Annotated in this window: 12 protein-coding genes; 4 read left to right on the top strand and 8 right to left on the bottom strand. The window is 66.2% G+C overall.

What is annotated here, in order from left to right; genetic code table 11:
• Positions 1-10: 10 nt before the first annotated feature.
• The 3 genes from HXX15_RS15550 to HXX15_RS15540 form a co-directional block, all read right to left on the bottom strand.
• On the bottom strand, positions 11-700 hold the full coding sequence (locus tag HXX15_RS15550) for a DUF1796 family putative cysteine peptidase (RefSeq protein ID WP_296517126.1): 690 nt from the start codon (positions 698-700) through the stop codon (positions 11-13).
• 108 nt (positions 701-808) lie between these two features.
• Positions 809-2,095 (bottom strand): multidrug effflux MFS transporter, encoded by a 1,287-nt coding sequence (locus HXX15_RS15545; protein ID WP_296517124.1) that lies wholly within the window; start codon positions 2,093-2,095, stop codon positions 809-811.
• Between the two features lie 114 nt (positions 2,096-2,209).
• Positions 2,210-4,042: an aminopeptidase P family protein gene (locus HXX15_RS15540; RefSeq protein WP_296517122.1), complete on the bottom strand. Its 1,833-nt coding sequence runs from the start codon at positions 4,040-4,042 to the stop codon at positions 2,210-2,212.
• A 190-nt stretch (positions 4,043-4,232) separates the two neighbouring features.
• Here HXX15_RS15540 and HXX15_RS15535 point away from each other — a divergent pair, with 190 nt between their 5' ends.
• Complete coding sequence (locus HXX15_RS15535) at positions 4,233-4,430, top strand: hypothetical protein (RefSeq protein ID WP_296517121.1); 198 nt, start codon at positions 4,233-4,235, stop codon at positions 4,428-4,430.
• A gap of 14 nt (positions 4,431-4,444) precedes the next feature.
• Here HXX15_RS15535 and HXX15_RS15530 read toward each other — a convergent pair whose 3' ends face one another.
• On the bottom strand, positions 4,445-5,332 hold the full coding sequence (locus HXX15_RS15530; RefSeq protein ID WP_296517119.1) for a 50S ribosomal protein L11 methyltransferase: 888 nt from the start codon (positions 5,330-5,332) through the stop codon (positions 4,445-4,447).
• 89 nt (positions 5,333-5,421) lie between these two features.
• Here HXX15_RS15530 and HXX15_RS15525 point away from each other — a divergent pair, with 89 nt between their 5' ends.
• Positions 5,422-5,694, top strand: coding sequence for a hypothetical protein (locus HXX15_RS15525; protein ID WP_296517117.1), 273 nt, complete (start codon positions 5,422-5,424; stop codon positions 5,692-5,694).
• Between the two features lie 180 nt (positions 5,695-5,874).
• Here the strand turns inward: HXX15_RS15525 and HXX15_RS15520 are convergent, their stop codons facing one another.
• Positions 5,875-7,485 carry an NAD(P)/FAD-dependent oxidoreductase gene (locus HXX15_RS15520; RefSeq protein ID WP_296517116.1) on the bottom strand — a complete coding sequence of 537 codons (1,611 nt, stop codon included), beginning with the start codon at positions 7,483-7,485 and terminating at the stop codon, positions 5,875-5,877.
• A gap of 299 nt (positions 7,486-7,784) precedes the next feature.
• On the opposite strand from HXX15_RS15520, the gene HXX15_RS15515 reads away from it, so the two are divergent.
• Positions 7,785-10,067 carry a spermidine synthase gene (locus HXX15_RS15515; RefSeq protein ID WP_296517115.1) on the top strand — a complete coding sequence of 761 codons (2,283 nt, stop codon included), beginning with the start codon at positions 7,785-7,787 and terminating at the stop codon, positions 10,065-10,067.
• A gap of 37 nt (positions 10,068-10,104) precedes the next feature.
• On the opposite strand, the gene HXX15_RS15510 is transcribed toward HXX15_RS15515, so the two are convergent.
• Complete coding sequence (locus HXX15_RS15510) at positions 10,105-10,878, bottom strand: L,D-transpeptidase (protein WP_296517112.1); 774 nt, start codon at positions 10,876-10,878, stop codon at positions 10,105-10,107.
• Between the two features lie 286 nt (positions 10,879-11,164).
• Here HXX15_RS15510 and HXX15_RS15505 point away from each other — a divergent pair, with 286 nt between their 5' ends.
• A complete protein-coding gene (locus tag HXX15_RS15505; protein WP_296517111.1) occupies positions 11,165-11,500 on the top strand; it encodes a hypothetical protein in 336 nt (111 codons plus the stop codon).
• A gap of 66 nt (positions 11,501-11,566) precedes the next feature.
• Here the strand turns inward: HXX15_RS15505 and HXX15_RS15500 are convergent, their stop codons facing one another.
• Positions 11,567-12,328 (bottom strand): ABC transporter permease, encoded by a 762-nt coding sequence (locus tag HXX15_RS15500; protein ID WP_296517109.1) that lies wholly within the window; start codon positions 12,326-12,328, stop codon positions 11,567-11,569.
• Positions 12,328-13,251 carry an ABC transporter ATP-binding protein gene (locus tag HXX15_RS15495; protein WP_296517107.1) on the bottom strand — a complete coding sequence of 308 codons (924 nt, stop codon included), beginning with the start codon at positions 13,249-13,251 and terminating at the stop codon, positions 12,328-12,330. The genes HXX15_RS15500 and HXX15_RS15495 overlap by 1 nt, the downstream gene beginning before the upstream one ends.
• Positions 13,252-13,293: the final 42 nt, after the last annotated feature.

Below are 13,293 nucleotides of genomic sequence, written 5' to 3'. Positions count from 1 at the left end.
CGCGCCGCGCTCAGGCGAGCTTGAGCAGCCGGCGGCGCGACGAGCCGACCAGGTTCTGCACCGGCACGCGCACCGAACGCGGAATCGCCGCGAGGCTGCGCACCAGGCCCGGGAAGTAGCCGACGATCGGTTCGCGCCGGTGCATCGCGGTGAAGATTTCGTCCCAATGTTCGGGATGCTCGCCGACATCGGGGGCGACATGCACGCTGGTCAGATTCGGCGTCGCGGCGCCGTCGTCCGGGCTCTCGACTTCGCTCATATACAGCAGGTGGAACGAGGACGGCGGACGCCATTGCCCCAGCGCGTCGAGCAGCCGCGCCGCCGCCTGCGGGCCGCCGACCCCGGGCTCCTCGTGGCGAACGAACAGCACCCGCTTGGGCGACGTCAGCGCGGTCGCCATCCGCCGCGTCAACTGATCGTAGCGCGCCACCACGCGGTCGCGATCGGCGATGAAATCGGCGGCGATCGGAAAGTCGTGCAGATGCTGGAAGCCGTAGCGGTGATCCGCGATGTGGTCGGAACGCAGCTCCAGCAGCTCGGGCTGAAACATGCCCGCGAAACGGTCGGCCAGCGCGGAGGCGGTGCCCTCGTTGCTGGAAATGATCCAGTCGAACGGCATCGTGCCGCTATGGATCATCATCCGTCGCAGATGCTGTGCGGTGAAACAGCGATGGCCCAGGCCGATAACGGTGTCGAACATGCGAGCTACGCTGCGCCAAAATCGGCAATGCTGCAAGTCCGGGCGGGCGCCTGCCGCGACGCACGCCGGCGGCTGTGGCCGCGGCGCAACCCTGCGCCTTGGCGGCATTCACAGCAGCCCGGTCTCTTCCTCCTCGGCCTTTTCGATCAGCTGCTCGGTCGCCACCACGCCGCCGCGCGGCACCAGCAATACCATCATCGCCGCGCAGGCCAGCGACAGCACCGCGATGGCGATGTTGAGCGGCACCGGCGTGGTGAAATGGCCGCCGAGCCAGGCGCCGAATTGCGAACACAGCGAGCCGAACCCCATCTGCAGGAAGCCCATCACCCCCGAGGCGGTGCCGGCGGCCTGCGGCCGGATGCTGATCGCGCCGGCGGCAGAATTCGACATCACGAAGGCATTGCCGACCATGATCAGCATGTGGGTGCCGAATAGCCAGGACGGCAGCTGATTGTAGCCGAGAACGCCCCACACCAGGTTCAACAGCGATCCGCCGATCTGCAGCGCCAGGCCGAACCAGATCAGCCGCTCCAGCGAGTGGTGCGGCGCGAACCGCACGCAGAACAGATTGCCGACCAGATAGGCGAAGCCAGAGGTCGCAAACCATGCACCATATTCGGCACTGGAGCGGCCCATCTGCGTCACCACCACATAGGGGCCGCCGCCCGCGAAGGTGAAGATGATCGACGACGCCAGTACCTGGCACAGCACATAGCCGAAGAAGGCACGGCTGTTGAACAGGCTGACGAGATCGCCGCGAAATCCGGCGGTGCCGGGCTCGCCGCGGCGGCGGGTTTCCGGCAAGGCGATCGCGATCAGCACCGCGACCGCGATCGAACCGGCGGTCATGACGTAGAACACCGCGCGCCAGCCGAATCCGGTTTCGATCACGCCGCCGACCAGGGGGCTCAGCATCTGCGCGATCATCATCACCGCGATCACCAGACTGATCATGCCGCCGACGCGGTCGCGGCTGTAAAGGTCGCGGATGATGGCGCGGCTGATCACCATGCCCGAGGCGCCGCCGAGCGCCTGCAGGAAACGTGCGACGATCAGCTGCGGCAGGGTCTCGGCGAAGATGCAGCCGACGCTGGCCAGCGCCATCAGCGTCAGCCCGCCGAGCAGCACCGGACGGCGGCCGAAGCGGTCCGACAGCGGCCCCATCAGGATCTGCGAGCAGGCCAGCCCCACCATGTAGAGCGACACCGTCATCTGCGCGATCGAGATGTCGCGGCCGAAGGTGGTGGCGAGCACCGGTAGCGCCGGCACCAGCATGTAGAGCGAGATCGGCGCCGCGCCGTTCATCAGCACGAGCAACAGCAGCATCAGGCGGGAGGCCGGCTCGTCGGGCCGTTTTGTGGTGGTCGCGGCCGGTGTTCCGGTCATGCCGTGCATGGATGAGCGTCGCCAGTTCTGACCGGATGGTGTGGACGAATCCGACTGTAGCGATCCCAAGCCGCAGGAGCAGGGTGAATTCGGAATGCGGCTATTCCGTTTTCGGGACCTGCGTCACACCCGCGCCAGCGGCGCGGTGGCGGCGTCGAGCCAGAGCTTGTCGGTTTCGCCGAGATGCGGGCTCACCTCGCGCCGCACCCTGGCGTGGTAATCGTTGAGCCAGCCGAGTTCCTTGCTGCTGATCATGCCGAGATCGATCAGCCTTCGGTCGATCGGCGCCAGCGTCAGCGTCTCGAAGGCGTTCATCGGTTTTTCAGCGCCGGCGATTTCGGCCGCGATCACCAGTTCGAGATTCTCGATCCGGATGCCGAAGGCGTCGGGTTTGTAGTAGCCGGGCTCGTTGGACAGGATCATGCCGCGCTTCAGCGGCGTGGTGCCGAGTTTTGAAATGCGCGCCGGACCCTCGTGCACCGACAGATAACTGCCGACGCCGTGGCCGGTGCCGTGCTCGAAATCGACTCCGGCCTGCCACAGGAATTGCCGCGCCAGCGAATCCAGCTGTGCGCCGGTGGTGCCGTCGGGAAACACCGCCCGCGCAATCGCGATATGGCCGCGCAGCACCCGGGTGAAACGGTCGCGCATCTCGGCGGTCGGCTCGCCGATCGCGATGGTGCGGGTGACGTCGGTGGTGCCGTCCTGGTATTGCGCGCCGGAATCGATCAGCAGCAGGTCGCCGCGTGCGATCCGGCGGTTGCTCATGCGGGTGACGCGGTAATGCACGATGGCGCCGTTCGGCCCGGTGCCGGAGATGGTCGGGAACGACACGTCCTTCAGCGCGCCGGTGTCTCGGCGGAAGCTTTCCAGCGCCTCGACGGCGTCGATTTCGGTCAGCGCGCCGCTTGGTGCTTCACGGTCGATCCAGGCTAGGAACCGTGCCAGCGCCACCGCGTCGCGGCGATGCGCAATGCGGGTGCCTTCGATCTCGGTCGGGTTCTTCACCGCCTTCAGCAGCGCCACCGGATCGTTGCCGCGCACCGGCTTGCCGCCGGCGGCCGTGATCAACCGCGCCAGCGCATCGGCGGCGGTGGTGCTGTCGAGCGCGATCGACGCGCCGGTTTGCGCCAGCCGCTGCAACGCCGGCGTCAGCGCTTCGGGCTCGTCGATCTCGGCGGTCTGCGCCAGATGATCGCGGGCGCTGTTCGACAGCTTGCGGGCGTCGATGAAGATGGTCGGCCGGCCGTCCTTCGGCACCAGCGCATAGGACAGCGGCAGCGGGGTGTGACTAACATCGGCGCCGCGAATGTTGAAGGTCCATGCCACCGCGTGGGAATCCGACAGCACCAGCGCGTCGGTGCCGAGCCGGGCGATCTCGCCGCGAATGTGCGCCAGCTTGGCGGCTTCGGATTCGCCGGCGAATTGCAGCTCGTGAACGCTGACCTGGCCGAGCGGCGGGGCTGGGCGCTCGGTCCAGACCGCATCGAGCGGATTGCTGTCGACCGCGACCAGTTCCGCACCGGCCTTGGCGCAGACTGCGGCAAGTTTCTCGGCTGCCGAAGAAGTGTGCAGCCACGGGTCAAAACCGAGGCGGTCACCGGCTGTGAGGTGCTGTTCCAGCCAGCTTTCCGGCGGCGGATCGACCAGCGGCGCGATGTTCCAGGCGCTGCTGTCGACCTGTTTGGCCGCCTGCAGGGTGTAGCGGCCGTCGACGAACACCGCGGCCTCGCGGTTCAGCACGATCGCCAGACCAGCCGATCCGGTAAAGCCGGTAAGCCACGCCAGCCGTTCTTCGGAAGCCGCGACATATTCGTTTTGTTGCTGATCGGCGCGGGGAATCACGAAGCCGTTGAGCTTCCGCCGCAGCAGCTCCTCGCGCAACGCCGCCAGCCGCGCGGTCAGCGCGACGCCGCCCTCGGCTTCTTCAAATGTCTGGAAATGCGCCTCGAACATCGTTGCACCATCCTAGGAGCGACCGCCCGCGCCGGCAATCGGGGGAGATTTGCCTCGTCGTGGCACGGATTATGCTTAAATTATAGTGCCTGCGACCGACAGGCGAGAACGATTTGCCGCCAGGCGCGTTCATCTGATGCAGCTGGGAGAATCCCGGGAGTGTTTCAACTCAGCGAAGAGGGGATAAACCATGCCTGCCTTTACGTTTGAGAAGATCTCGCCGCCTCGCCGCGGCCCCGTTCCCAGCAATGCGCCCGCCCCGGACAGTGACAGCAAGCCGCGCGGTGTGATCGTTCAGATGCTGGATCGGTTCGTCGAATCCCGCGTCAAGCGCGCGGTGCCGAAGCCGGACGGCATCCTCGCCCGAGGCCGCAAACTGCCGAAATAGCCATTTCCGTAAGTTCAGCCGTTCTGCAGCAGCAGGCTGCTCCAGCCCTCGACGATCTGATGTCGCACCAGCCGTAATCCGCGCGCCCGGTAGGCGGCGATAACGCTTTGCGCCTGCGGCGGCAACAGGCCGGACAGCACCACCATCGCCGACGGCGCCAGATGCTGTGCCATCGGCGTCGCCAGCTGCCGCAGCGGATTGGCCAGGATATTCGCCAGCACCAGGTCGAACGGCGCCCGCGCCTTGAAGGCCGGCGCGCCGAAGCCGACGGCGCAGACCGTCTCCACCCAATTGCCGACGCCGTTCAGCCTCGCATTGTCGCGGCACACCGCGACCGCTTGCGGGTCGATATCGCTGGCCAGCACCCGACGGCGCAGCGCCTTGGCGGCGGCGATCGCCAGCACGCCGGTGCCGGAGCCGAGATCCAGCACCCGGCGCGGCAGATGGGCGTGCAGCACCTCGTCGAGCAGCAGCAGGCAGCCCCGCGTGGTGCCGTGATGCCCGGTGCCGAATGCCAGCGCCGCCTCGATCTCGATGCCGAGCTGGTTCGGCTGCACCCGGTCGCGATCATGGTGGCCGTGCACCACGAAGCGCCCGGCCTGCACCGGCGCCAGCGCGTCGAGGCTGGCCCTGACCCAGTCCCTCGGCTCCACCGTGTCGAACGCCACCGTCGCCGCGATAGCTTCGCCGGCGGCCAGCGCCACCAGGCCGCGCACCATCGCCTGGTCCGGCGGGTCGGCGAAATGCAGGCTGATGTCCCAGCCGCCATCGGCGCGCTCGAACGCCGTCACCGCGGCCGCCCCATCGTCGAAACTCTCATTGAGCCGGTCGACCGCGCGCCGCGCGGCGGCCTCGTCGCCGATCGCGAAATGGGCGCGGCTGGTGGTGGGGGTGAGGGTCATCGCGGGTCCGGAAAGCTGTTGCGGCGGGGCGCCCCTGCATTAAGCTGGCCGCGGCCCGCCGCAAAGCAGGAATTTCCGGGGGAATCGCCATGTGCCTGCTGAGACGACCGCTCTACCAGCGCAGCGAAGGCGCCGACGACGATCGCTGGCGGCTGGTGTTCGACACCGAGACCAAGCGGCTGTTCGTCGAGCACGAAAAGACCCGCGGCGACATGCGCGGGGGCGGCACCGCGACTGCGACCGACGAGATCGAGGTCGCCGACTTCCTGACCCAGCAGGGTCATGGCCAGCGCGAACTGGCGCGGCTGCTCGGGACGCTGTTCGAGCAGCATCCGGCGGCGGCGAGGCCGCACGTTGGATAGGATGCTTGGAGCTTGTGATAGTCGACCGCCTGCGCACAGGGTTTCGCGCGATATTTCCACAGTCTGACTCGGCGCTTTCGCACCGGATATCAACAGACTCAGGCACAGCTTCTGCGTCTACTTTTCCACAGTCTGTCCACAGGCTTGTCCACAGCTTCGCCGCTGCGGCATGAACAGGCCCTATCCACGTCCTGTGAACAGCGCGCGGTGGTCGCTGAGGATGGCCTGGGCGGCGTTGTGGCCGGGGGCGCCGGTGACGCCGCCGCCGGGATGGGCGCCGGCGCCGCAATGATACAGGCCCTTCAGCGGGCCGCGGTAGTCGGCATAGCCGAGCATCGGCCGGGCCGAGAACAGCTGGTTCAGGCTGAGCGCGCCGTGGAAGATGTCGCCGCCGAGCAGGCCGAAGGTCCGCTCCAGATCCAGCGGCGACATGATCTGGCGGCCGATCACGCTGGCTTTGAATCCCGGCGCGTAATTGTCCACCGTCGCGATCATCAGATCGGCGACCTCGTCGCGGCACTCGTCCCACGACACCCCGCCGGGCAGCTGCGGCGCGACGTGCTGGCAGAACAGGCTGGCGACGTGCGCCCCGGGCGGGCTCAGCGAATCGTCCAGCGTCGAGGGGATCAGCAGTTCCACCACCGGCGCGCGGCTCCAGCCGTGCTGCTTGGCGTCCAGCCAGGCGCGATCCATGTAGTCGAGCCCGGGGGCGATGATGATGCCGGCGGTCAGGTGATCGTCGGCGCCGGGCAGCGCGGTGAACGAGGGCAGGGCGCTGAGCGCGACATTCATCCGGAAGGTGCCGGAGCCGTTGCGCCAGTTGCCGATCCGCTCGCGGAATTCGGCCGGCAGCGCATCCCGCGGCACGAGGCAGGTGTAGAGCAGCTTCGGGTTGACGTTGGAGACGACATATTTCGCCCGGATGCTGCGGCCGTCGTCCAGCGTCACGCCGACGGCGCGGCCGCGCTCGACCAGCACCTCGCGGACCCCGGCGCTGGTTTCGATCTCGGCGCCATGCTTGCGCGCCACGCTCGCCATCGCCTGGCTGATCGCGCCCATGCCGCCGATCGCGTGACCCCAGACGCCCTTCCTGCCGTTCACCTCGCCGAAGGCATGGTGCAGCATCACATAGGCGGAGCCGGCGGCGTAGGGGCTGGCAAAATTGCCGACGATGGCGTCGAAGCCGAACAGCGCTTTCACCAGATCGTTTTCGAAGCGGTCGTCCAGCATTTCGCCGGCCGAGCAGGTGAATAGATCGAGCAGGATGCGCTGCTGTTCCAGCGACAGGCCACGCAGGATGTTGGCGGTGCCGAGCGCGTTGAATGCCTCGCGGATGCCGCCGACGCCAAAACCCTCGACCAGGTTCGGTGGCGCCCGCAGCACGAATTGCCGCAGCACGTCGGCGATCACGCCGAGTTCATTGACAAAGCCGTCAAACCGGGCGGCATCACGCGCGCTGAGTTTGGCGACCGAGCGCGCGGTCTGGCCTTCGCCGGTCAGCAGATAGCGGCCGTCGGGCGCGGGGAGGAAATTCTGCGCCCGGCGCTCGACGATCCGTAGCCCGTGGTCGTGCAACTTCAGGTCGGCGATGATCCTGGGATTGAGCAGGCTGACCGTATAGGCCGCCACCGAATTGCGGAATCCGGGATGAAACTCTTCGGTCACCGCGGCGCCGCCGACCACGGCGCGGCGCTCGACCAGCTTCACGCGCAATCCCGCCATTGCCAGATAGGCCGCGCAGGTGAGGCCGTTATGGCCCGCGCCGATGATCAACACGTCAGGATCGGACATTTGGCTTTCGCGGGCGGCCTTGAGCCGCGGATGACGATGACGGCCGGTCACACCGGCGTCACCCCGAGTTTATCAAAGACTTGTTTATCAAAGACTTGGATGTCCGGCACAAGACCCGTGTGTTAGATCGGTCCGTCCGATCATGATGGGGCGCTGGCCGAGCGAGTCGTTCGCAACGCTGCTTTTTCTTAAGGGCCGCGCGCTATCGTTCGGAAGCCTTCATTGCCATGTCGTGTCGTTCCGGTGTTGTTGTCGCGTACGCCGCGCCCTGCATTGGCCGGATCCAAGCTGGAGTTGTCATGATCGAGTCGTCGCCGTCCGCCGCCATGGCTCAGAATTCCGATTCCCGAAACCGGCTGATCCTGGTGATCTACACCGCGGCGATCTTCACCAGCGCCCTGCTGCTGTTCTCGGTGCAGCCGCTGTTCACCAAAATGGTGCTGCCGCGGCTCGGCGGCTCTCCGGCGGTGTGGTCGGTGGCGATGGTGTTCTTCCAGTCGCTGCTGCTCGCCGGCTATGCCTACGCCCATTATCTGACCCAGATCCGCAATCGCGCGGTTCCGGTGGTGATCCATCTGGTGCTGCTGGTGATCGCGCTGCTGGGTTTGCCGCTGTCGATCGCCGGCGGCTGGGGCACGCCGCCGGCCTCCGGCTATGCGTTCTGGCTGCTCGGGCTGTTCGCGGTCTCGATCGGGCTGCCGTTCTTCGCGCTGGCGGCGAACAATCCGCTGCTGCAGGCCTGGTTCGTCCGCACCGGGCATCCGCAGGGTCCCGATCCGTATTTCCTCTACGCCTCGTCGAATATCGGCAGCTTTCTGGCGCTACTGTCCTATCCGGTGCTGCTGGAGCCGATGCTGACGCTGCGCGCGCAGAACCTGGTCTGGACCGGCGGCTACGGCCTCTTGATCCTGCTGATCGCCGGCTGCGGCGTGCTGTTGCTACGCTCGCCGGTGGTGGTGACGCCGCAGCCCCGCGCCGACGACTTCGCCGCCGCGCCGCCCTCGCTCGCCACCGCGGCGCGCTGGGTGTTTCTCGCCGCGGTGCCGTCCGGGCTGCTGATCGCGGTCACCGCCCATATCTCGACTGACGTCGCCGCCGCGCCGTTGTTGTGGGTGCTGCCACTGTCGCTGTATCTCTTGACCTGGGTGCTGGTGTTCCAGTCGCGGCCGCTGCTGCCGCATAAATGGATGCTGGCGGCGCAACCGGTGGCGATCGCGGTGGTGATCGTGCTGCTCGCCTATACCGGCGTCACCAAGCTGCTGCTGCTGCTCGGCGGCCATCTGCTGGCGTTCTTCGTGATCGCGATGGCCTGCCATGGCGAGTTGGCGCGGACCCGCCCGGCGGCGAAATATCTCACCGGCTTCTATGTCGCGCTGTCGTTCGGCGGCATGGTCGGCGGGTTGTTCGCTGGCCTGATAGCGCCCTATACGTTTTCATGGATCGCCGAATACCCGCTGCTGTTGGCGCTGGCGGTCGTGTGCCGGCCGACCGGCGAAGAGGGCTATCCGCGCTTCACCAAATGGTACTGGCCATCTCTCGCCGTCCTCGCGATCGCAGTGATCGCGCCGGCCTTCACCACCGGAAAGATATTTAGCTGGATCGATAGCAACCGGGTTCTGGTGATTGGCGACGTCGCCGTGCTCGCCGCCTTCGCCGCGCTGGCGCTCGGGGTCAATCGCTGGAAGGTGTTCGCCACAGTGGTGCTGGCGCTGACGCTGACCCGGATCTATCCGTCCGACGACGGCCGGGTCGAGACCGTGCGCAGCTTCTTTGGCGTTCACAAGATCGTGGTGACGCCGAACGGGCAGTATCACGTGCTGATGCACGGCACCACGATCCACGGCGCCCAGAAGATGCAGAACGACGACGGCACCCCGGTCACCGGCAGGCCCGAGCCGATCTCCTATTACTACAAGGACGGCGGCATCGGGCAGGGCATCGCCGCCATTCGCGAACGCAAGGGCGGCCCGATCCGTGTCGCGGTGATCGGGCTCGGCTCCGGCTCGCTGACCTGCGCCTCGCAGCCCGGCGAAAGCTGGAAATTCTTCGAGATCGACCAGTCGATGGTCGATACTGCGCGCGATCCGAAATATTTCACCTTTGTCAGCAAATGCGCGCCGGACCTGCAGCCGGTAATGGGCGATGCGCGGCTGACCTTCGCGCACGAGCCGGACGGGGTCTACGACCTGATCATCGTCGATGCGTATTCATCGGACGCGATCCCGATTCACCTCGCGACCAGAGAGGCGATGGCGATCTACAAGTCCAAATTAGCACCGCAGGGCGCGGTGCTGATGCACGTCTCCAACCGTCACCTCGAACTGGCCAGCGTCGTCGTCGGCATTGCCGCCGCCAACGATCTGAAGAGCTGGGTCTATACTGAGGATTCCGGCCGCGACGCCGAGTACATCTTCGGCACCTCGGCGGTGGTCTCGGCGCGCGCCGAGGCCGATGTCGGCCAGCTCGCGGATTCGGATGTGTGGGCGGACACCGAGCCCGACGCCGAGCAGCGGGTCTGGACCGACGATTATTCCAACGTGCTCGGCGCGGTGTGGCGCCGGTTACGCAAGGGCGAAGAGTAAGCGGCGGCGTGGCCGGTCCGCGGTCCCGCCACCGGCCTCAGTAGTCCTGGTAGCCGCCGAACAATCCGCGCGGCTGATAATACGGCCGCGGCGCGTAGGCCTGCGGGGCATAGCCATTATCATAATAGTAATATTGCGGCTGCGCCTGGGCCTCGTATTGCCGCCGATAGCCGCGTGGCGCCGGATAGCGCGCGCCGCTGCTGCCGTCGGTCGGATAGATGTAGCCGTCGTCGGCGACTTGCGGCGCGACCGGGCGGCGGGTTACGGGCGGCGCGAGTTCGACCGGCTCGCCGGCGGCGTCATAGGCCGGCGCGGCCGTGCGACCGCGGCGCGCCGTGGCGGTTCGGGCGGAAGGCCCTGGATTGCGTGCCAGCGCGACCTGCGACGATCCGGTCAGGCTGACGGTGGTGTTGAGCACGCCTTGTTCTTGCACCAGCGCATAGAGCGTCGAAGCATTGGCGCGCGACAGCCGCACGCAACCATGCGAGGCCGGCGAACCGAGACGGCTTTCGGAGTCGGTGCCGTGGATGGCGTGGCCCACCTTGGTGAAGAAGATCGAATGCGGCATCGGTGCGTCGTCGAATTCCTTGGAGTAGTGATCCTCCTCCATCCGGAACGCGGTGAAGCTGCCGTTCGGCGTTTCATGCGACGGATTGCCGGTCGACACCGGCCAGCGATAGCGCTCGACGCCGTCGACCGCGACGGTCATCTGCTGCGCGTCTTTGTCGACGGTGATGGCGATCTTGGCCTGCGCCAGTCCGGCGGCGCACAGCAGCATCAAGCCGGCGAGGGGAACGAGATACGAACGCATGTGACGCTGGCCTCCTGGCGCGATCCGCAACTGCCCGTCCCCGCTTGCAATATGCACGGTGCCACGCCGCGGTTCCAGAACCATGCTGGCGCATCGTTAATCGCCGAGATGGCGCAACCAAGGCCAAGTTGACGCCGAACCGGGCCTGACGAAGTCGTGACCGGCGCCCGCAGGCGGCGCGGGGCAAATTTCCGTGGCGATGGAACCTTGGGGCCGCACCCGCGTTAAGGCAGCACCACGAACTCGGGCCGAAGCGCGGCCATCCAGCGGACATTAGGACATTTAGATGAAGACCAAGGTGACCACTCTTCCCAGCCGCACGCCCATGAAGCTCTATCTCGCGATCGCCGCCACAGCTCTGGCGCTGTTGTCGGTGCCGGTGGCCGGCCATGCTCAGGGGATTGTTCGCGGCGCCCATGAAGGCGCGCGCGAGGGTAACCGCGCGGCCGGTCCGGTCGGTGGCGTGGTCGGCGGGGCGATCGGTGCAGGTGTCGGCGGCGCGGTAGGCGCAGTCAACGGCGTGCTCGGAATTCCGAACCGCGGCTATCGCGGTCGCTACCATCGCGGCCGCGATTGCCGCGGCTACTATACCCGCAGCGGCAACTTCCGTTGCTATCGATAAGGCTGCCAAAAACTCAGCAAGGCGCGGCCCCGATCGGGCCGCGCTTTTTTGCGTGGTGTGCGAGGATCAGCTCTTCAGCCGGTAGCCGGTCCTGAAGATCCACCACACCATCGCCATGCAGGCGACCAAGAAGCCCAGCGTGACGCCGATGCTGGTGCCGATGCCGACGTCGGAGATTTCATAGAAGCTCCAGCGAAAGCCGCTGATCAGATAGACCACGGGGTTGAACAGCGCGACGGTCTGCCAGCCGGGCGGCAGCATGCTGATCGAATAGAAGCTGCCGCCGAGGAAGGTCAGCGGCGTCACCACCAACAGCGGGATCACCTGCAGCTTCTCGAAGCCGTCGGCCCAGATCCCGATGATGAAGCCGAACAGGCTGAAGGTGACCGAGGTCAGTACCAGGAACGACAGCATCCAGACCGGATGCAGGATGTGCAGCGGCACGAACAATCCCGCTGTCGCCAGAATGATCAGGCCGAGAATGATCGACTTGGTTGCGGCCGCCCCGACATAGCCCAGCACCACCTCGAAGAACGACACCGGCGCCGACAGCAATTCGTAGATCGTGCCGGTGAATTTCGGAAAGTAGATCCCGAACGAGGCGTTGGAAATGCTCTGGGTCAGGATCGACAGCATCACCAGCCCGGGCACGATGAAGGTGCCGTAGCTGACGCCCTCGATCTGGGTGATGCGGGATCCGATCGCAGCGCCGAAGACCACGAAATATAGCGAGGTCGACAGCACCGGCGACACCACGCTCTGCAGCAGCGTGCGCATGGTGCGCGCCATTTCGAACAGATAGATCGCACGGACGGCCCGGTGGTTCATCATGGCTCCCTCACCAGGCTGACGAAGATCTCTTCCAGCGAGCTTTGCGAGGTGTCGAGATCGTGGAATTTGATCCCGGCGGCGCGGACGTCGCTGAGCAGGCTGGTGATGCCGGTGCGTTCGCTCTTGGTGTCGTAGGTGTAGACCAGTTGCTGGCCGTCCTCGCCAAGCGACAGATCGTAGCCGCCGAGCGAGTCCGGAATTGCAGCGAGCTTGCCCGACAGATGCAGCTTCAGCCGTTTCTTGCCGAGCTTCTGCATCAGCGCCGACTTCTCTTCGACCAGAATGATCTCGCCATTGTTGATGACGCCGACCCGGTCGGCCATTTCCTCGGCCTCTTCGATGTAATGTGTGGTCAGGATGATGGTGACGCCGGAGGCCTGCAGCGCCCGCACCACCTCCCACATCCCCTTGCGCAGTTCGACGTCGACGCCTGCGGTCGGTTCGTCGAGGAACAGGATCTGCGGTTCGTGGCTTAGCGCCTTGGCGATCATCACCCGCCGCTTCATGCCGCCGGACAGCGTCATGATCTTGCTGTCCTTGCGGTCCCACAGCGACAGATCGCGCAGCACCTTCTCGATATGCGCCGGGTTCTTCGGCTTGCCGAACAGGCCGCGGCTGAAGCTCACCGTGTCCCACACCGATTCGAAGGCGTCGGTGTGCAATTCCTGCGGCACCAGCCCGATCATCGACCGCGCCGCGCGATAGTCGGTGACGATATCGTGACCGTCGACCGTGACTTTGCCGGACGTCGCATTGGCGATGCCGCAGATGATGCTGATCAGCGTGGTCTTGCCGGCGCCGTTCGGCCCCAGCAGCGCGAAAATCTCGCCACGTGCGATCTCGAGGTTGATGCCGTCCAGTGCCTTGCGGCCGGAGCCGTAGGTCTTGCTGAGATCGGCGATGGAGATGATGGAAGCCATGCGGGTTTGGGCCGTTCGGACAGGCGGAGGTGGGGGACAGGC

The sequence above is a fragment of the Rhodopseudomonas sp. genome (assembly GCF_013377015.1).
GTDB lineage: Bacteria > Pseudomonadota > Alphaproteobacteria > Rhizobiales > Xanthobacteraceae > JARJEH01.
The sequence above is the reverse complement of the archived record's forward strand: the minus strand, read 5'-3'. Positions and strand labels throughout refer to the sequence as shown.

Coding starts and splice junctions, on each gene's coding strand:
- HXX15_RS15550 (WP_296517126.1), bottom strand. CDS start 700: ATGTTCGACACCGTTATCGGCCTGGGCCATCGCTGTTTCACCGCACAG.
- HXX15_RS15545 (WP_296517124.1), bottom strand. CDS start 2,095: ATGCACGGCATGACCGGAACACCGGCCGCGACCACCACAAAACGGCCC.
- HXX15_RS15540 (WP_296517122.1), bottom strand. CDS start 4,042: ATGTTCGAGGCGCATTTCCAGACATTTGAAGAAGCCGAGGGCGGCGTC.
- HXX15_RS15535 (WP_296517121.1), top strand. CDS start 4,233: ATGCCTGCCTTTACGTTTGAGAAGATCTCGCCGCCTCGCCGCGGCCCC.
- HXX15_RS15530 (WP_296517119.1), bottom strand. CDS start 5,332: ATGACCCTCACCCCCACCACCAGCCGCGCCCATTTCGCGATCGGCGAC.
- HXX15_RS15525 (WP_296517117.1), top strand. CDS start 5,422: ATGTGCCTGCTGAGACGACCGCTCTACCAGCGCAGCGAAGGCGCCGAC.
- HXX15_RS15520 (WP_296517116.1), bottom strand. CDS start 7,485: ATGTCCGATCCTGACGTGTTGATCATCGGCGCGGGCCATAACGGCCTC.
- HXX15_RS15515 (WP_296517115.1), top strand. CDS start 7,785: ATGATCGAGTCGTCGCCGTCCGCCGCCATGGCTCAGAATTCCGATTCC.
- HXX15_RS15510 (WP_296517112.1), bottom strand. CDS start 10,878: ATGCGTTCGTATCTCGTTCCCCTCGCCGGCTTGATGCTGCTGTGCGCC.
- HXX15_RS15505 (WP_296517111.1), top strand. CDS start 11,165: ATGAAGACCAAGGTGACCACTCTTCCCAGCCGCACGCCCATGAAGCTC.
- HXX15_RS15500 (WP_296517109.1), bottom strand. CDS start 12,328: ATGAACCACCGGGCCGTCCGTGCGATCTATCTGTTCGAAATGGCGCGC.
- HXX15_RS15495 (WP_296517107.1), bottom strand. CDS start 13,251: ATGGCTTCCATCATCTCCATCGCCGATCTCAGCAAGACCTACGGCTCC.